Annotated in this window: 17 protein-coding genes; 10 read left to right on the top strand and 7 right to left on the bottom strand. The window is 70.9% G+C overall.

Annotated elements, in window-relative coordinates; translation table 11 throughout:
- A partial coding sequence (locus J1C73_RS13945) for a nitrate- and nitrite sensing domain-containing protein (RefSeq protein ID WP_207316647.1) occupies positions 1 to 1,381 on the bottom strand: 1,381 nt, incomplete at its 3' end.
- A 342-nt stretch (positions 1,382 to 1,723) separates the two neighbouring features.
- On the opposite strand from J1C73_RS13945, the gene J1C73_RS13950 reads away from it, so the two are divergent.
- The 6 genes from J1C73_RS13950 to mnhG are packed head-to-tail and all read left to right on the top strand — an operon-like array spanning position 1,724 to position 8,285.
- A complete protein-coding gene (locus tag J1C73_RS13950) occupies positions 1,724 to 4,648 on the top strand; it encodes a Na+/H+ antiporter subunit A (RefSeq protein ID WP_207316648.1) in 2,925 nt (974 codons plus the stop codon).
- The gene (locus J1C73_RS13955; RefSeq protein WP_207316649.1) at positions 4,645 to 5,310 is read left to right on the top strand and encodes a Na(+)/H(+) antiporter subunit C; all 666 of its coding nucleotides are present in this window, start codon (positions 4,645 to 4,647) and stop codon (positions 5,308 to 5,310) included. Before J1C73_RS13950 ends, J1C73_RS13955 begins: the two co-directional genes overlap by 4 nt.
- Positions 5,307 to 6,959 (top strand): Na+/H+ antiporter subunit D, encoded by a 1,653-nt coding sequence (locus J1C73_RS13960; RefSeq protein ID WP_207316650.1) that lies wholly within the window; start codon positions 5,307 to 5,309, stop codon positions 6,957 to 6,959. Before J1C73_RS13955 ends, J1C73_RS13960 begins: the two co-directional genes overlap by 4 nt.
- Positions 6,956 to 7,603 carry a Na+/H+ antiporter subunit E gene (locus J1C73_RS13965; RefSeq protein WP_207316651.1) on the top strand — a complete coding sequence of 216 codons (648 nt, stop codon included), beginning with the start codon at positions 6,956 to 6,958 and terminating at the stop codon, positions 7,601 to 7,603. The genes J1C73_RS13960 and J1C73_RS13965 overlap by 4 nt, the downstream gene beginning before the upstream one ends.
- Positions 7,600 to 7,935 (top strand): MrpF/PhaF family protein, encoded by a 336-nt coding sequence (locus J1C73_RS13970; RefSeq protein ID WP_207316652.1) that lies wholly within the window; start codon positions 7,600 to 7,602, stop codon positions 7,933 to 7,935. Before J1C73_RS13965 ends, J1C73_RS13970 begins: the two co-directional genes overlap by 4 nt.
- A complete protein-coding gene (gene mnhG / locus J1C73_RS13975; protein WP_123463145.1) occupies positions 7,932 to 8,285 on the top strand; it encodes a monovalent cation/H(+) antiporter subunit G in 354 nt (117 codons plus the stop codon). Before J1C73_RS13970 ends, mnhG begins: the two co-directional genes overlap by 4 nt.
- A 35-nt stretch (positions 8,286 to 8,320) precedes the next feature.
- Here mnhG and J1C73_RS13980 read toward each other — a convergent pair whose 3' ends face one another.
- A complete protein-coding gene (locus tag J1C73_RS13980) occupies positions 8,321 to 8,854 on the bottom strand; it encodes a MarR family winged helix-turn-helix transcriptional regulator (protein WP_307797689.1) in 534 nt (177 codons plus the stop codon).
- A 46-nt stretch (positions 8,855 to 8,900) separates the two neighbouring features.
- Here J1C73_RS13980 and J1C73_RS13985 point away from each other — a divergent pair, with 46 nt between their 5' ends.
- The 3 genes from J1C73_RS13985 to J1C73_RS13995 all read left to right on the top strand — a co-directional run bounded on the left by J1C73_RS13985 (position 8,901) and on the right by J1C73_RS13995 (position 12,196).
- Positions 8,901 to 10,217, top strand: a complete 1,317-nt coding sequence (locus J1C73_RS13985) for a multidrug effflux MFS transporter (RefSeq protein WP_207316654.1) — start codon at positions 8,901 to 8,903, stop codon at positions 10,215 to 10,217.
- 74 nt (positions 10,218 to 10,291) lie between these two features.
- The gene (locus tag J1C73_RS13990; RefSeq protein WP_207316655.1) at positions 10,292 to 10,909 is read left to right on the top strand and encodes a TOPRIM nucleotidyl transferase/hydrolase domain-containing protein; all 618 of its coding nucleotides are present in this window, start codon (positions 10,292 to 10,294) and stop codon (positions 10,907 to 10,909) included.
- A 165-nt stretch (positions 10,910 to 11,074) separates the two neighbouring features.
- Positions 11,075 to 12,196, top strand: a complete 1,122-nt coding sequence (locus tag J1C73_RS13995) for a DmpA family aminopeptidase (RefSeq protein ID WP_207316660.1) — start codon at positions 11,075 to 11,077, stop codon at positions 12,194 to 12,196.
- A 494-nt stretch (positions 12,197 to 12,690) separates the two neighbouring features.
- Here the strand turns inward: J1C73_RS13995 and J1C73_RS14000 are convergent, their stop codons facing one another.
- Positions 12,691 to 14,220, bottom strand: coding sequence for a helix-turn-helix domain-containing protein (locus J1C73_RS14000; protein WP_207316656.1), 1,530 nt, complete (start codon positions 14,218 to 14,220; stop codon positions 12,691 to 12,693).
- 256 nt (positions 14,221 to 14,476) lie between these two features.
- On the opposite strand from J1C73_RS14000, the gene J1C73_RS14005 reads away from it, so the two are divergent.
- Entirely contained in the window at positions 14,477 to 15,127 is a 651-nt protein-coding gene (locus tag J1C73_RS14005; protein WP_207316657.1) for an MOSC domain-containing protein, read from the top strand.
- A gap of 135 nt (positions 15,128 to 15,262) precedes the next feature.
- Here the strand turns inward: J1C73_RS14005 and J1C73_RS14010 are convergent, their stop codons facing one another.
- The 4 genes from J1C73_RS14010 to J1C73_RS14025 all read right to left on the bottom strand — a co-directional run bounded on the left by J1C73_RS14010 (position 15,263) and on the right by J1C73_RS14025 (position 18,053).
- Complete coding sequence (locus J1C73_RS14010; protein WP_207316658.1) at positions 15,263 to 16,228, bottom strand: hypothetical protein; 966 nt, start codon at positions 16,226 to 16,228, stop codon at positions 15,263 to 15,265.
- The gene (locus J1C73_RS14015; protein WP_307797690.1) at positions 16,225 to 16,851 is read right to left on the bottom strand and encodes an RNA polymerase sigma factor; all 627 of its coding nucleotides are present in this window, start codon (positions 16,849 to 16,851) and stop codon (positions 16,225 to 16,227) included. The genes J1C73_RS14010 and J1C73_RS14015 overlap by 4 nt, the downstream gene beginning before the upstream one ends.
- A gap of 150 nt (positions 16,852 to 17,001) precedes the next feature.
- Entirely contained in the window at positions 17,002 to 17,628 is a 627-nt protein-coding gene (locus J1C73_RS14020) for a VOC family protein (protein WP_207316659.1), read from the bottom strand.
- 5 nt (positions 17,629 to 17,633) lie between these two features.
- Positions 17,634 to 18,053, bottom strand: coding sequence for a helix-turn-helix transcriptional regulator (locus J1C73_RS14025; RefSeq protein ID WP_207316662.1), 420 nt, complete (start codon positions 18,051 to 18,053; stop codon positions 17,634 to 17,636).
- Positions 18,054 to 18,086: the final 33 nt, after the last annotated feature.

Here is an 18,086-nt window from a genome sequence, read left to right on the forward strand (position 1 = left end):
CGGTGAGGTGGTCGAGGTCGAAGAGGCCGTCCAGCACCTCGGGGTCCTCGTGCTTGCGCTCCAGCTCGTCCAGCTTCTTCAGCTGCTGGCCGATCAACTGCTGGGTGCGGCGGGCGATGCGCTGCAGCAGCCGCTCGAAGCCGCGGTGCTGGTCGGCCTGTTTGACGGCCGCCTGCACGGCACTGGTGCGGGCCAGGTTGAGGGCGTTGCCGAGCTGCGTCAGTTCGTCGGACTTGCCGCTCTTGCTGTCGGGCGCGATGGCACGGGCCTCGGCCTCGACATCGATGCGTTCGCCCTTGGCGAGCCGGTCGATCACATCGGGCAGCGTCTTCTCCAGCTCCTCGGCCCGTTCCTGAAGCCGGCCGATCCGGCGGCGCAGGTTACGGGTGAGGCGCCAGGTGATCCAGATGACCGCGATGACCGCGAGGAGGCCGACGACGGTGGTCAGGACGACCCTGATCAGCAGCGAGATGACGCTGTCCTTGCCGTTCTCGACCACCAGCGCGGTGCGGTGCTCCATCAGCTTCACCAGCTGGGGTGTGAGCTGGTCCATCGCGCCGCGCCAGGTCTTCTCCTGGGCGCCGAGGCTGACGAATCCGGCACTGTCCGGGTCGGCGGGCCGCAGCACCCGCGTCTCCACCTGGGTCTTGGTCCGCCAGGCGGGACTGCTCGCTATCTCGTCCCACATCGCCTTCTCGTCCGGCGGAAGGTAGGGGGCGACCTTGTCGGAGTACTGGAACGACTGACTGGAGACGGCCTGCCGGACCTGCTGGAGGTCCTCCGTGCTCAGCTTGCCCTTCGGCCAGCCGCGGGCCAGCAGGGCGTCCGAGCGCGAGATCATCTCCTTGGTCCAGAACAGGTCGACCAGCGGCTGCGAGAGCGTGGTTATCTTGCCGTTGTCCACATGGCTGAGCGCGGTGAACAGCTTCAGGTCGACCGCGATCAGATCCGTGTAGTAGCCGTACACGACCTTCTGCTGGTCGTTGTCGCCCTCGTCCACGAGGGTGCGCTGCGCGGGCAGTTGGTTGATCGCCTGGCGGGCCTGGCCGACCGCTTCCCGGACCTCGCCGGGCGCGTTGTCGGCGGTCACGTCCGAGAGCGACTGGAAGCTGGTGATCGCTTCGTCGGTCAGTTTGCGCTGCTTGCGCAGCGCGTCGGTGGCACCTCCGTGGCGGGCCAGAGCCTCGGCGCTCAGCCGACGCTCCTCCTGCAGGTTGTAGTACACGATGTTGGACGGCTGGCCGGCCTTCTGGGCCAACTGCCCCTGGGCTGCCTGGCTTTGGAAGTCGAGCAGAGTCTGACCACTGGTGACGGCCCAGAGGGCGGCCAGTGCGACACCGGGGACGATGGCCAGTACGAGCAGGGCCGTCCGCAGCGACATGGTGGTCGAGTCGCTCCGCCGAGACGCGCGCGTGCGCAGGGCATGCTCCTTGACGATGATGCCAGCCTCACGACTGATCAAATCCGTTGAGAACTTCGACAGATAGATATTAGCCGCACTGTAAAAATGAAAAGGAAGTGGGCTCACATGTGCAACACCGATCGCTCACGTCTTCACCATCTACGCGCGGAGCTGCCGCGACCGATCTGAGTGCGCCCGGGTGGGCGCGGCGCGCCGTACGGGTGAAGCCGGTTCGGAGATATATCTGTACTTAGTGCCCTTTGCCCGTTCTGTAACACCCCGCGCCGGACTGCCCCGCGCCGCATCTCCCCGCGGAGCCGCATGACGGCGCTCATCGTCTGCCACTTCGTCCTGGCCGCGTGTGCCCTCCCGCTGGTCCGGCGACTGGGCACGCGCGCCTTCGTCGTGCTCGCCCTGCCACCGGCCGCCACCACCTGCTGGGCCCTCGCCCAGTGGGACACCGTGGCCGCCGGGTCCTCGGTTACCTGGTCGTGGAACTGGATCCCGGCCTACGACGTCTCCCTCGGCCTGCGCCTCGACGCGCTCGCCGAACTGATGGTGCTGCTCGCGGCCGGTGTCGGCACGCTCGTCCTGCTCTACTGCGCCTCGTACTTCACCGACGACACTCCGCAACTGGCCGGATTCGCCGGGAACCTGCTCGCCTTCGCCGGGGCGATGCTCGCCCTCGTCCTCACCGACGACCTGATCTCGCTCTATGTGTTCTGGGAGCTGACCACGGTCTTCTCCTACCTGCTGATCGGCTACAACAGCGAGCACCGGCACAGCCGCCGCTCCGCCCTCCAGGCACTCACCGTCACCACCTTCGGCGGCCTCGCCATGCTGATCGGCTTTCTGATCATCGGTCAGGCGGCAGACACCTACCGGATCTCCGCGATCCTCGCCGACCCGCCCCGGACGGGCGTCGCCGTCTCGGTGGCCGTGGTGCTGATCCTGTGCGGGGCGCTGTCCAAGTCGGCGATCTGGCCGTTCAGCCTCTGGCTCCCGAACGCGATGGCCGCGCCCACCCCCGTCAGCGCCTATCTGCACGCCGCCGCGATGGTCAAGGCGGGCGTCTACCTGGTCGCCCGCCTCGCACCCGGATTCGCCGACGTCCCCGTGTGGCGGCCCGTCGTGATGGTCCTCGGTGCCGCGACCATGCTGCTCGGCGGCTGGCGGGCGCTGCGGCTCAACGACCTCAAGCTCGTCCTCGCCTACGGCACCGTCAGCCAGCTCGGCTTCCTCACGCTGCTCGCCGGCGTCGGCAGCCGTGACGCGGCGCTGGCCGCAGCCGTGATGATCCTCGGTCACGCCCTGTTCAAGGCACCGCTGTTCCTGGTCACCGGCATCGTCGACCACGCGGCCGGCACCCGGGACCTGCGCAGACTCTCCGGCGTCGGACGGGCGCTTCCGCACGTCTGCGCCGTCGCCGTGATCGCCGCCGCATCCATGGCCGCACTGCCCCCACTGCTGGGCTTCGCCGCGAAGGAGGCCGCCTTCGACGCGCTGCTGCACGGCGACACCGCGGACCGCTGGGCGCTGGGCATCACGGTCGCGGGATCGATGCTGACCGTCGCGTACACCGTCCGGTTCGTCTGGGGGGCCTTCCTGCGCAAGCCCGGCGTCACCGACACCCCGGTCCACCGGGTCGGCTGGGCCTTCCTCGCCCCGCCCGCGCTGCTCGCCGCCTGCGGTCTTGTCCTCGGGCCCGGTGTCGGGTGGACCGACCGGCTGCTGAGCGCTTACGCGGACACCTTCCCCGTCCCCGCGCACCCCTACCATCTCGCGCTCTGGCACGGATTCGGCACCGCGGTGCTGCTCTCGGCCGTCGCCCTGGCGGGCGGCGCCGCGCTCTTCGCGTGGCGGGGCGAGGTCACCCGGCTCTCCCGGCGGATCGCCTGGCCCACCGCCGACAACGTCTTCGGCCATCTGCTGCTCGGCCTGGAGCGGCTCTCCCTCCAGATCACCGGATTCGTCCAGCGCGGCTCGCTCTCCGTCTACCTCGCCACCACGCTGCTCGTGATGCTCGGCGGGCAACTGGCCGTGCTCGCCGCCGACCGCCCCTGGCAGGGGGCCGCGGCACCCCGGCTCTGGGACGTACCGCTGCAGGGTGCCGTCGCCGTGCTGACCTGCGCGGCGGCCCTGCTCTGCCTCACCGTCAGACGGCGCATGAAGGCCGTGGTGCTGGCCGGCCTCACCGGATACGGGACCGCGTTGCTCTTCGTCGTCCAGGGCGGTCCGGACCTGGCGCTCACGCAGTTCTGCGTGGAGACCGTGTCGATGATCGTGTTCGTGCTGGTGCTGCGGCGGATGCCGGTGCACTTCCAGGAGTCGGTCAGCAGCTGGCGCCGTGCCGTGCGCATCCCGGTGGCGCTGGCCGCGGCGGCGACTCTGAGCGTGGTCGTCTGGGTCGCGGCGGCCGCGCGCACCGCGAAACCGGCGGGCGCCGCCATGGTCGAGGAGACTGCGCACCACGGACTCAAGGACGTGGTGGCCACCATCCTGGTCGACCTGCGGGCCTGGGACACGATGGGGGAGTCCGCCGTGCTCGCCGCCGCGGCGATCGGTGTGACGAGCCTGATCTATCTGCACCGCCGCGCCGAGGGGGCCGCATCGCCCCTGGAGCGACAGGGGCACACCGCCTGGTCGGTGACCGCCGCCCGGCTGACGGGGTTGCCGCAGGGCGACGAAGCGGCACCGGAGCGCGCTTGGCTGGCGGCCGGCGCCACGCTCGCGCCCGAGCACCGCTCCGTGGTCTTCGAGGTGGTGGCCCGGCTGCTGTTCCACCCGGTCCTGGTGCTCTCGGTGTACCTGCTGTTCTGCGCCGAGAACATGCCGGGCGGCGGCTTCGTCGCCGGACTGGTCGCCGGAGTCGCCCTGATCACCCGGTACCTGGCGGGCGGCCGCTTCGAACTCGCCGAGGCCGCCCCGCTGCAGCCGGGACTCTTCACCGGTCTGGGCCTGTTCCTCTCCACCGGGGTCGCTCTGCTGGGTCTCGCCGACGGCACGGTCCTGCACGCCTGGACCCACCGGGGACATCTGCCGCTGATCGGCGAGTACCACTTCGGTACGCCGGTGATCTTCGACTTCGGCGTCTATCTCCTGGTACTGGGCGTGGTGCTGGACATCGTGCGGGCCCTCGGCGCCAAGATCGACCGGCAGATCGAGCGGGCCGCCGCCGAACAGGCCGCCGGAGCGCTGTCGGGGCCCGCTTCCGGACCGGCACCCGGGACGGGAGGCGCGGGATGACCGTCAGCGCCTCGCTCCTCGCCACCGCCGCGGTGCTGTGCGCGGTCGGCGGCATCCTCATGCTCACCCGGCCCCTCACCCGGATCCTGCTGGGCGCGGTGATCGCGGGCAACGGCATCAACCTGCTCGTCCTGTCCGCGACCGGAACCGCCGGCCGCGAACCCCTGCTCTACGGCGTCGCGCTGGGCAAGGTCACCGATCCGCTGCCCCAGGCCATCGCCCTCACCGCCATCGTCATCACACTCGCCACCACCGCGTTCCTCCTGGCCATGGCCTACCGCAGCCACCAGCTGACCGGCACGGACGAGGTCCACGACGACCTGGAGGACCGGCGCATCGTGCTGCGCGCCGAGGTGCGGGGGGAGCGCGACGAACTGCGCCAGCAGTACCGGGCCGAGTCCGATCGTTCGGACGAGGAACGCCGCCGCTACCGGGCGGAGCGCCGCCGGCTGAGAGCCAGGCTGCGCGCCGACCGTGCCCTGCAGGCCCGCGGCCGGGACGCGTCCGGGGACCTGTGGCACGACGTCCTGGGCGCGGACCCGGAGCACTACGCGGCGGAGGAGGACGACGGGAGCCCCGGCGCGGCGCCCGGTCCCGGCGCCGCGCCGGGCCCGGACCCCGCCCCCGACCCCGACGACGCGAACCGAGGAGACACCGGGTGAACGTACTCGTCCCGCTGCCGGTGCTGCTGCCGCTCTGCGCCACCGGCCTGAGCCTGGCCTTCGGCACCCGGCTCAAACAGTTCCAGCGCTTCATCAGCGTCGCCGTGCTCACCGCCGTACTGGGACTCTCGGTCACCCTGATGGTCGCCGCCGACATGGACGGCCCGCTCACCGTCCACCTCGGCGACTTCGCCCCGCCGCTCGGCATCACCCTGGTCGCCGACCGGCTCTCCGGGCTGATGCTGACGGTCTCCTCGGCCGTCACCCTCTGCGTCCTCGTCTACTCCCTCGGCCAGGGCATGGCCGACCGGGACGAGGAGACGCCCGTGGCGGTCTTCCACCCCGCCTACCTGATCCTGGTCGCCGGGGTCTCCTGCACCTTTCTCGCCGGTGACCTGGTCAACCTCTACGTCGGCTTCGAGATCATGCTGGTCGCCAGCTTCGTCCTGCTCACGCTCGGCGGCACCGGCTCCCGGGTCCGCGCGGGCTCCACCTACGTGATCATTTCGCTGTTCTCCTCGATGCTCTTCCTCACCGCCATCGCGATGACGTACGCGGCCACCGGTACCGCCAACTTCGCCCAGCTGGCCGGGCGCCTCGCCGCACTCCCACTGGGCGTCCAGACCCTGATCCAGGCGATGCTGCTGACCGTCTTCGCCATCAAGGCCGCCGTCTTCCCGCTCGCCGCATGGCTCCCCGACTCCTACCCGACCGCGCCCGCCCCGGTCACCGCGGTCTTCGCCGGACTGCTCACCAAGGTCGGCGTCTACTGCATGCTGCGCACCGAGACCCTGCTCTTCCCCGGAAACCGGCTGGGCGATCTGCTGATGGCGGCCGCCCTCGCCTCGATGGTCGTCGGCATCCTGGGGGCCGTCGCCCAGACCGACCTGAAGCGGCTGCTCTCCTTCACCCTCATCAGCCACATCGGTTACATGGTCTTCGGTATCGGGCTCGCCACCCGGGAGGCGTACGGCGGTGCGATCGTCTACGTCGTCCACCACATCACCGTGCAGACCACGCTCTTCCTGGTGGCCGGTCTGATCGAACGGCGCGGCGGCACCACCGAACTGACCCGGCTCGGCGGAATCGCCAAGGCCGCACCGCTCCTGGCCGTCCTCTTCTTCGTACCCGCGATGAACCTGGCCGGGATCCCGCCGCTGTCCGGATTCATCGGCAAGCTCGGACTCATGCGCGCCGGTGTCGCCGACGGCAGTGTCTGGGCCTGGACCCTCGTCATCGGATCGACGGCGACCAGCCTTCTCACGCTGTACGTGATGGCCAAGGTGTGGAACCTGGCGTTCTGGCGGGCCGCTCCTCCGGGGCAGGCGCTGGACGGCACGGTCCTGGAGTCCGACGAGGAGGACGACAGCGACGCCGACGAGGGCCCGGACCGGATGCGCGGCACCGGCGACGAAGGCGTACGGCTCCGCCACCAGCCGGCCGGCCGCGCGGTCGCCGCCACCCTGCACGGTCACGCCGTCACCACGACGACGAAGCTGCCGCGGCCGATGACCTGGGCCACCGCCGCGACGGTCGCGCTCGGACTCGCCTTCACCGTGTTCGCCGGGCCGCTGACGTCGTACACCGACCGCTCGGCCGCCGAACTCATCGCACGCTCCCCCTATGTCGAGGCGGTGCTCGGACGGTGAGACGACTGATCAGGTTCTCCTACCGGAACAAGGACCTGCCGCCGTTCAGCTGTGAGTTCGGCCGCGGCCGCCGCCGGCGCGTGCTCGACCTCCCGCTGATCGCCTGGCTCACCGTCATCTGGGTGCTGCTCTGGTCCGGTCTGCACTGGGCCAATGTGCTGACCGGCGCGGTGGTCGCGGTCGCGGTCTGCCTGGCGTTCCCGTTGCCGCAGGTGGACCTCGGGCTTCGCCTGCACCCCTGGGGCATGCTGCGGCTGGGCGGCTTTCTGCTCTACGACATGTACACCTCCGGCGTGCGGGTCACCCGGCAGATCTTCGGCGACCGTCCGCACCGGGCCGCCGTGATCGCCGTACCACTGCGCTGCCGCTCGGACCTGATGCTCACGGCGACCGCGGTCGCCGTGTCCAACGTGCCCGGCGGATCGGTCGTCGAGGTGCGCCGCGCCACAGCCACCCTCTTCCTGCACGTCCTCGACGCGGACCGGCCCGCCGAACTGGACGCCGCCCGGCGTTCCGTATGGCGCCTGGAGGAGTTGACGGTCCGGGCCTTCGGCACCCGCGACGAGATCGCCCGCGTCGCCGTCGCGCCACCTACGGCACCACACACCGGCGGGCAGCCGGGAGACCAGGGGGAGGACGCATGAGCGTTCCGGAGACCGTCGACCGGGTGCTGCTCACCGCGGCCGTCGTCGTGATCGTCATCGCCGGAGCGGGCCTGCTGACCCGCATCTGGCGAGGTCCCTCGATGCTGGACCGCGCGATCTCGCTCGATGTCTGCGCGGCCCTGATCATCGCCGGCCTCGGCGCCAAGTCGGCTTTCGCGCGCGACCCGTTCTACTTCCCGATCATGCTGGTGCTGGCCTTCCTCGGTTTCACCGGTTCGGTCGGCATCGCGCGCTTCATCGCCGTACGCGACCGGCCGCCGGGCCGCCCTCGCGCCGACGGCCCCAAGAGGACGGGCAGGGAAACGCCATGAGCGTCTGGCTCCAGATCACCGACACGGCAGGCGCGGTCCTGGTCCTCCTCGGCGCGGCCATCTGCCTGCTGGGCGTGATCGGCATGCTGAAACTGCCGGACGTCCTGTCCCGCAGCCATGCGGCCACCAAGCCGCAGTCCCTCGGCATGCTGATCGTGCTGGCCGGGGTCGCGCTGCGACTGCGCAGCGGCATGGACCTGGCAACCCTGGCGCTGATCGGCTTCTTCCAGCTGATGACCGGCCCGGTCGCCGCGCACCTGGTCGCGCGCTCCGCGTACCGGACCGGGCAGATCGACCACGGCGAACTGCTCTTCGACGAATTGGACGAGCAACTGACCGAGGAGAACTGAGAGCCCAGGCCTGACCGCGCAGGACAACGCGGGTATCAAGGAACCTGGTTGCCACGGATGTTGGACAGGCCGCGGCCCCGGTCGGCCGGTCCGCCGTCCATCACCTCGGCGAGGAGCGCGAGCGCGTCCAGCACCCTCGTCCGGTCCTCGCCCAGACCGGACAGCAGCTCCGCCTCGATGGCGAGTTGGCGCGGGAAGAGCTGGTCGATGGCCTGCTTCCCCGACTCCGTGATGGTCACGAGCGCGGCCCGCCGGTCGGCGGGATTCCGGGTGCGTTCGATATGGCCGCGCTTCTCCAGCTTGGCCAGCGTCTTGCTCACTCCGGCGCGCGACATACCCATGTTGTCGGCCAGTCGGCGCGCGATGGACGGTTCGGTCGCCCAGCGGAGCGGAATGAGCAGGTCCGCCTCGGGTGCGGTGAGCGGGGCACCCTCGTAGAGCGGTTCGAGGGCGCGGTCGAACAGCGAGGAAACCTGCTTGACCAGTGCCACCACCTCCATGGCGGAGACGTTCAGACCGGGGTTGTGGCTGACCCACTGATCGCGGACACCATCGGGATGGGACTGCACCAACACTCCTTTGTTAACCAGTGAACCATCGGTTATCTTTCGCTCCATGCTAACCCCTTCACCCGCCTCCGACGAGGCGGCGTCCCAGGCTGCGCAGACCTCGGTCGTCATACAGCCGCTCACCCCGCTCGCCTCGCCCAAGCAGGTATCCGCCCTGGTCGCCGTGCTGGGCGCACTGACCGCCGTGGCCCCGCTGGCCACCGACATGTACGTGCCCGGCTTCCCCTCGATGGGGGCCGCGCTGCACGCGAGCAGCGCGGCTGTGCAGCTCACCCTCACCGCGTTCCTGGCCGGCCTGGTGGTGGGGCAGCTCCTGATCGGCCCGATGAGCGACGGCTGGGGCCGCCGCCGGCTCCTGCTGTCCGGAGTCGCGGGCTTCATCCTCTTCTCACTGCTCTGCGCCGTCGCGCCGAACGTGGAACTGCTCACCGCGGCCCGCTTCCTCCAGGGCGTCGCGGGCGCGGCCGGCATGGTGCTGGCCCGAGCGGTGATCACCGACTGCTTCCGGGGTGCGGACGTGCCGCGCTACTTCGCGCTGCTCTCCCAGATCATCGGCATCGCACCGATCGCCGCACCCGTCATCGGCGGCGCCGTCCTGTCGTTCTCGACCTGGCGCACCGTCTTCCTCGTCCTCGCCGTGATCGGCGTACTGCTCCGGGCCGCCGTACTGCGCAAGGTCCCCGAGACGCTGCCTCCCGAACGAAGGCACAGCGGCGGACTGGCCGGCACCCTGCGCACGATGGGCACGCTGCTCACCCACCGGGCCTTCATGGGGTACGTGCTCGTGCTCGGCTTCACCTCGGCCGCGCTGTTCGCGTACATCAGCGGATCCAGTTTCGTCTTCGAGAACGTGCACGGTGTCTCGGCCACGGTGTACTCGCTGATCTTCGCGTCGAACGCGGTGGGCATGCTCATCGCCGGTGCCACGTTCGCGCGGCTCTCCCGCCGGGTCCGGATGAACACGCTCCTGATCGCCGGGCTCACGGTCTCCGGCGCCGGCGCGGTGGCGCTGCTCGTGGTCCCGGCCCTGGCGGGGGAGACCCTCGCGGCCACCTGGATCTGCCTCTTCGTCACCATGGCCGGCATCGGCCTGGTCTTCCCCGCCACCATGAGCATCGGCCAGACCCTCGGGCGCGTCGCCCCGGGTGCGGCCTCGGCGCTGCTCGGCGGCCTCCAGTTCCTGTTCGGCGCGCTCGCCTCACCGCTCGTCGGCGTCTTCGGCGAGGACAGCGCCACCCCCATGGCCCTCATCGTGCTCACCGCGCTCGCCCTGGCGGGCCTCGCCCTGGTCCTGCTCGCCCGGCCGTGGCTCAGCCACGGCGAGGTCGCCGCCGAACCGCAGTCCGGGGACGACCGCGGCTGACGGCAGCACCGCGGGTGCCCGGGGAACGGCGGAAATTCCCGGCGCGGCGGCCGGAAAGGGCGGAGACTCGTCCCGTGGCCGACATGGAGGCGTTCCGGGACGCGGTTGTCGCGTGGGTGGCAGGTGGCCCCGGTGATCCCGCGCGTGAGCTGGCCGCGCGACTGCCCGCCCGGACAGCTGTCCTGCTGGAAGGGCCCAGTGACGCCGCGGCGCTCGACGCGCTGGCCGCGAACCGCGGCCGGGACCTGGCGGCCGAAGGCGTCTGCGTCCTGCCGATGGGCGGTGCGATGAGCGTTGGGCGCTTCGCCCGCCTCCTCGGGCCGCCCGGCCTGGACCTCCGTCTCACGGGGCTGTGCGACGAGGCGGAGCGTGGCCACTACGCCCGCGGTCTGCGGCGGTCCGACGCGGCGCGGTCGGAGTTCTTCGTCTGCGCCGCGGATCTGGAGGACGAGCTCATCCGCGCCCTGGGCGTGGCACGGGTGGAGGAAGTCGTCAGGGAGCAGGGCGACGGGCGAGCCCTGCAGACCTTCCAACGGCAGCCCGCGCAGCAGGGCCGCACCGCGCACCAGCAGTTGAGGCGCTTCCTCGGCACGAAGAAGGGGCGCAAGATCCACTACGGCCGCGTCCTCGTCGAGGCCCTCGCCGCCGACCGCGTACCGGCCCCGCTCGACGGCCTGCTCGCCGCCCTTTGACCCCCGGGCGGAGCCCGGCACGAGTACCGGCGCTCAGGACACCCGGCGCGCCAGAGGTCCCGCCACGCACCCCGAACCGCTCCTCCCGGGGCGCCGACCGGTCCCGTATTCTCTGCGCGCATGGCTGACGACGGCGCGAGGGAAGAACCCGTGGACGAGAACCGCATGAGGGCACGCGAGTTGGGCATACCCCTGACCGGCGAGCCGGGGCCGTGGAACGCGATCACGGACGTTCCCGGTGTCGAGGTCGGTTATGTGACCCTCTGCGAGGGCGACGACGTGCGCACCGGAGTGACCGCGCTCCTGCCGCGCGGCCGGGACGGTGTGGGCCTGCCCTGCGCGGCCGGCTGGCACTCGTTCAACGGCAACGGTGAGATGACCGGCACCGCCTGGATCGAGGAGAGCGGCTCACTCGCCGTGCCGGTGCTCATCACCAACACGTACGCGGTCGGCCCGGTGCACCGCGGCGTGATCGAGTGGGTGCGCGCCAACTGCCGCGGCATGGCGCCGGAGTGGCTGCTGCCGGTGGTCACCGAGACCTGGGACGGCCACCTCAACGACATCCACGGCACGGCCGTGGAGTCCCGCCACGCCGCGGCCGCCATCGAGGCGGCGTCGACCGGCCCGGTCGAGGAAGGCTGCGTCGGCGGCGGGACGGGGATGCGCTGCTACGGCTTCAAGGGCGGCTCGGGGACCGCGTCGCGGGTGGTGGAGTACGGCGAGGACCGCTATACCGTGGGCGCGTTCGTCCAGGCCAACTTCGGTGCGCGTCGCGAACTGGTGGTGGCCGGTGTACCGGTGGGACCCGAACTGCCGGACCGCCCCGGACCGGCAGCCGAGGGCGAGCGTCAGGTGCCGCCCGGTGCGGGCTCGGTGATCGTGGTGGTGGCGACGGACGCCCCGCTGCTCCCGGGGCAGTGCAAGGCGCTGGCCCGCCGCGTCACCCTGGGCCTCGCCCGCACCGGCACCACCGGAAGCCACTTCTCCGGGGACATCTTCCTGGCCTTCTCCACGGCCAACGAGTCCGCGCTGACCAGCACATTCCCCGCCGACGACGGCAGCGCCCCGTACGAGTCGATGCGATTCGTGCCGTGGGGCCGGATGGACCCCTTCTACGGCGCGGTCGTCGAGTCGGTCGAGGAGGCGGTGCTCAATGTGCTCACCGGCGCCCACTCGATGACCGGCCGCGACGGCCACCACGTTCAGGCACTGCCGCTGGACAGGGTGTCCGAACTGCTGGCGGCACGCGGGGCCGGGCTGTCCGCCGCCCACGAACCGCGCCCTTGACCCGGACTCCACCCTGGGGGCGGCCCGCCGCGATCGGCCCCGCCGATGAGCTGACCGTATGCGCCACCCGAATCCGACGGGTTCGCGGAATCCCGCAGCAGTGGGCAGGGGAACTCACGGAACACACTGCTCAACTACGCGGACTGACAGGCGGGTTCGGTCTGGTGAAAGGGCGTGCGAACCGGGTTCAGAACAACGCCGTGCCGCTTGGCGGCTCAGTCTCCGGTCCGCGTAGTTGTTCGTCGGCGTACGTGCGCCAAGTGTTCCGGGGATGAGGTTGTCCGATCCGAGGAGGTCGGTGCGCGCGATCGACCGCTCGAACGCGGGGACACTCCCGGGCGGGGGCAGGCGCCCGAGCACTCTGGAACCAGGATCCAGGCCGTGAATGGGATCGCCGTCGTTGCAGACAGAGCTGAGAAGCCCCACGGATGCCGCCGCACCCCTCCCTGATTCCCCGAGTAGCGGGTCAGGCGGGGTGCGGCGGCTTTCGCCCGCTAAATGTCGCGGAAGGTCTCGATCTGTGCGCCCACCGAGTTCAGCCGTTCCGCCAGCTCTTCGTAACCGCGGTTGATCACATACACGTTGCGCAGCACGGAGGTTCCCTCGGCCGCCATCATCGCGAGGAGCACTACCACGGCCGGCCGCAGTGCGGGCGGGCACATCATCTCGGCCGCGCGCCACCGGGTCGGACCCTCGACGAGTACCCGGTGCGGGTCCAGGAGCTGGAGCCGGCCGCCGAGGCGGTTGAGGTCGGTGAGGTAGATGGCGCGGTTGTCGTAGACCCAGTCATGGATGAGGGTCTGGCCCTGGGCCGAGGCGGCGATGGCCGCGAAGAACGGCACGTTGTCGATGTTGAGGCCGGGGAACGGCATCGGGTGGATCTTGTCGATCGGCGCCTCCAGCTTGGAGGGCCTGACCGTCAGGTCAACCAGCCGGGTGCGTCCGTTGTCGGCCGCGTACTCCGACGTGCGGCCGCAGTCGACGCCCATCTCCTCCAGCACCGCGAGCTCGATCTCCAGGAACTCGATCGGCACCCGGCGGATCGTCAGCTCGGACTCCGTGACGACGGCGGCGGCGAGCAGGCTCATCGCCTCGACCGGGTCCTCGGAGGGGGAGTAGTCGACATCCACGTCGATGGTCGGCACACCGTGCACGGTCAGCGTCGTCGTGCCGACGCCGTCCACCCGTACGCCCAGCGCTTCCAGGAAGAAGCAGAGGTCCTGGACCATGTAGTTGGAGGACGCGTTGCGGATGACGGTGGTGCCGTCGTGCCGGGCGGCGGCCAGCAGTGCGTTCTCGGTCACGGTGTCGCCGCGCTCGGTCAGCACGATGGGGCGGCCGGGTATGACGGTGTGGTCGACCTGGGCGTGATATATGCCCTCGGTCGCGGCGATCTCCAGGCCGAAGCGGCGCAGCGCGATCATGTGCGGCTCGATGGTCCGGGTGCCGAGGTCGCAACCGCCCGCGTACGGCAGCTTGAACTGGTCCAGCCGGTGCAGGAGCGGCCCGAGGAACATGATGATCGACCGGGTCCGGCGGGCGGCGTCCGCGTCGATGGCGTCCATGTCGAGCCGGGCGGGCGGCACGATCTCCAGATCGGTGCCGTCGTTGATCCACCGGGTGCGCACCCCGATGGAGTTCAGGACCTCCAGGAGGCGGTAGACCTCCTCGATGCGGGCCACCCGGCGCAGCACCGTACGGCCCTTGTTGAGCAGCGAGGCGCAGAGCAGCGCCACGCAGGCGTTCTTGCTGGTCTTCACGTCGATGGAGCCGGAGAGCCGGCGCCCGCCGACCACCCGCAGGTGCATGGGTCCGGCATAGCCGAGCGACACGATCTCACTGTCGAGTGCTTCACCGATGCGGGCAATCATCTCAAGGCTGATGTTTTGATTGCCGCGCTCGATGCGGTTCACGGCGCTCTGGCTGGTGGCGAGCGCCTCGGCGAGCTGGCTCTGTGTCCAGCCCCGGTGCTGACGGGCGTCACGTATGAGCTTGCCGATACGTACGAGGTAGTCATCTGACATACCGAAAGGCTATCTCAGATATGAGATGAGACTGTCGGCGGGGTGTGGCATTCGAGTGACGGGCAGGTGCACGGCCGCGGCTCGGGGCACGGCTGAGCGCGGGCACCGCCGCCCGACTCCATGGTCCGCCCGCCGTACAGATCCGGCACGTGGAGCGCGTCCATCCGGTGCCTTCGTCGGAGCGCCGGGCTGTCGGCGCCGGGTGGCGCAATATATGTGTCGCCCCGGCGCTGGGGATGATCGTATGGTCCCCTGAATGAAGCTGCTCTCCGTCAATATCGGCCGCCCCCGTCCCAACCCCTGGAAGGGGCTGAGTTCCACCGGTATCGACAAGCGCCCCGTCGGCGGGCCGGTCGCTGTCACGGCCCCCGGCCCCAAGGGCACGGGTGCCGTCGGCCTCGCCGGTGACCGGGTCTATGACGTGAAGCACCACGGCGGCTCCGACCAGGCCGTCTACGCCTACGCCCGCGAGGACCTCGACGGCTGGGAGGCCGAGCTGGGCCGGTCGCTGGCCGACGGGGTCTTCGGGGAGAACCTCACGACCCTGGGACTGGACGTCAACGGCGCCCTGATCGGGGAGCGTTGGCGGATCGGGCCGGATGTGATCCTGGAGGTCTCCTGCCCGCGGATCCCGTGCGGGACGTTCCAGGGCTGGTTGGGGCGTGATGGCTGGATCAAGCGGTTCACGCAGGCCGCGCTGCCCGGGGCGTACCTGCGCGTGATCGAGCCCGGCGACATCCGCGCCGACGACCTGGTCGAGGTCGTGCACCGGCCGGATCACGACGTGACCGTCGCGCTCGCCTTCCGGGCCCTGACCCTGGACGGTGACCTGCTGCCGCGCCTGCTGGCCGCCGACGCGCTGCCGGAGGAGGGCAAGGAGCTGGTCCGCAGGCGGACCTCTGCGTAGGCGGCCACCGTAGCCCGGGAGCGGGAACCGGGACGGCGGCGGGAGTTGGCGGCGGGGCAGGGTGCCGGGTTGATGTGCAAGTGCTCCCGCCACCCCGCCCCGTTTCGTGGCCCTCCTCCTGTCCCGCCGTCAGGTTCAGCCGATCCTGTCCGTGAAGCCCATCGACAGGATCGTGTCGTGGGTGACCTTGCCCTTGCTCGGCCCCGACGTCCACGTGAAGGTGTACTCCAGGATCGCGCTCGTCTTCGGGTCGACGGTCACCCGGCCGAGGCTCCTGGCCTCCTGGAACTCAAGGGCCGTCCCGCCGCGCCCGGTGCTGTCCTTGACGGCCCCGACGAGCCTGACGCCCTTCAGTCCGGCCATCGCCTTGAACACCCCCGCCCGCAGCTTCGGGCTCGCAGGGGTGTCGCCGAGCAGGGCGGTCGCCTGGTCGAAGGGGGCGATGTCGTTGGTCTTCGCCGGTGTCCGCAGTAGCTGGAGCAGTTTCGCCGGGTCCGTGGTCAGCTGATCCAGACCCTTCCAGTCGACGTTCTTCGGCCCGAACTGCCAGTCGGGCCGGCGTCCCTTCTTGTAGGCCTTGCCGTCGTTCATGACGTAGAAGTCCATGGACTGCGAAAGATAGGTGTCCCCGGCCTTCGTGTGCGTCTTCCAGTACTTCCCTGTGGTGGCCGACTGGCTCGCGGCAACGGTGGACATGTCGTTCAGGAAGACGCCCGCGCCCGCCGCCCGCGTCTCGCCCCGTGTCCCCGTGCCCGTGGGCGCCGCGGACCCGGCACCGGCGTTCGCGTACGTCACCGCGCCGGCCGCGACGGCGGCGGCGGTGAACATGCCGACGAGGACCCGGCGGCGCGCGGACAGCCGCCGCACCGGCGTCGCCGCAACGTCGCCCGTACCGCGCCCGGCCGCCTCCGCTGCCGCCGCCGTCCCGACCCGCGCCAGCGCACCGGACAGCGCCTGTGCCGACGGCTCCCCGACCTGCCCCGCGGCCATCAGCTCATCGGCTCCCGGGAAGTCCAGCAGCGTCGCTCGCTCGTCCATACCGCTCTCCTTCGCGCCGTGCGTCCCCATGCCGGTCTGCTCCACGTCGTCGTACGGACTCATGCCAGGTCTCCCGTCACGCTCAGTCGCCGGCCCGCCGGGCGGGGCGGGGCGAGCCGGTCACGCAGCCGGCCCCGGGCCCGGTGCAGCCGCGAGCGGGCCGTGCCCGCCGGGATGCCCACGGCGGTGGCCGCCTCCCCCGGGGTGAGCTGCTCCCAGCTGACCAGGAGCAGCAACTCACGTTCCTCGGCTGGTAGTTCGGCCAGCGCCTGGCGCAGCGCGGGTGCCAGTGCGGCCGCGTCGAGGCGCTGGTCCACCGCCTGCCAGGGGTCGACGACCTCCGGTCCCGGTACGGCCTCCTTCCGTCCCGCCCGCCGCAGGTGCTGGGACAGTACGTTGCGGGCCACCCCGAACAGCCAGCCCCGCGCCGAGCCGCGCGAGGGGTCGAACGTGCGCCGCGCGGCGAACGCCTGCAACCACGCCTCGGCCAGCAGATCGTCGGCCGCGCCGGGCATGCGCCGGGCGAAGTAGCCGTGCAGGGCGGTCGAGTACCTCTCGACCAGCGGGGTGAACGCCGCCGCGTCACCGGCCGCCGACCGCGTCAGCCGGGCGTCGCTGTCGGCGTCGCCGCCGTGGTCGGGAGCGCGCTCACCGCGCCCCTCGTGTTCCCGGGTATCCGGTATCACGGAATCTCCGTCTCCGACCGCCGGACGACGGTCTCACCCTGTACTTGGCACCGGGCGCCGGTTCCGTTCGCGCTCTGCCGGAGAGGAGGGAGGGGAAGGGGAGAGGACAGGGGCTCCGCCGTTCGCCGGCAGACGCCGTTCGTCGTCACATCAGGGCGCGAGTGCCGGCGACGCGGCCTCCCAGGCGAACCCGTCCGGGTCGGTGAAAGGACCGGCGTCGCCGCCGATCACGAGCCGGTGCGATCCGGTGCCGTCGGGGGAGACCCCGACGTCCTTCGCCAGGGCGCGGCGTCTGTACAGCGCCAGCTTGACGGGACTCGGGCCGGCGGCGAACTCGACGTACATGCGGCTGAAGCTCTTCGCCACGGCAAGGCCCTGGCCGACGTAGAACCGCTTGCTCGCGACCACGTCCTCGACGCCCAGCAGGAGCACGATCTCGTCGATCTCCCGGGTGGCTGGGCCGGTGTCCTTCTTCGCCGAGGTCGCGACCTTCCAGATCGTGCCGTCCGGGGTCCGCACGACACCGCCGTAGCCCCAGAACGACTTGGCGGCGGGCTTCAGCGACGTGGCGCCAGCTTCGAGGGCCGAGTCGATGAGGCTGTTGACGGTGGCCGGCTGGGACACCGTGAGCGACAGTGTGAACCCGCGGAAGCCGGTCGTGGGCGTCTCCGAGGCCCGCAGACGCAGCTGCGTGTCCAGTCCGAAGGCGCTGGTGCAGAAGCGGTGGGCGGCTGTGGGATCGGTTACTTCGAGGGTGACGGATTCGATGGATGCCATGCCCATCACGCTAGTTGCGGCTCGGGGACGGGCGCTTCTCGATTCCTGACCGGTCGTGTCACCTGTTTCGCCACGCAGGGAGGCATCCCCGGCGCAGCGCCCGTCGCACGGCGCCGGTAGGTGCTGGGCGGCATCCCGACCAGCTCGTTGAAGCGGGTGCTGAAGGTGCCCAGGGACGAGCAGCCGACCGCGAAGCAGATCTCGGTGACGCTGAGGCCGTCACGGAGCAGCAGCGCCTTCGCGCGCTCGATACGACGCGTCATCAGGTACGAGTAAGGCGACTCGCCGTACGCCAGCCGGAACTGGCGGCTGAGGTGCCCCGCGGACATGTTCGCGCCGCGGGCGAGCGCCTCGACGTCCAGCGGCTGCGCGTACTCCCGGTCGATCCGGTCACGGACCCGGCGCAGCAGTGCCAGGTCGCGCAGCCGCTGCTCCGCGGCGCGGGCCCGCGCCCACGA

Origin of the sequence: Streptomyces laculatispora (assembly GCF_017353455.1) — a bacterium.
In the GTDB taxonomy this organism is placed as follows: Bacteria; Actinomycetota; Actinomycetes; order Streptomycetales; family Streptomycetaceae; genus Streptomyces; species Streptomyces laculatispora.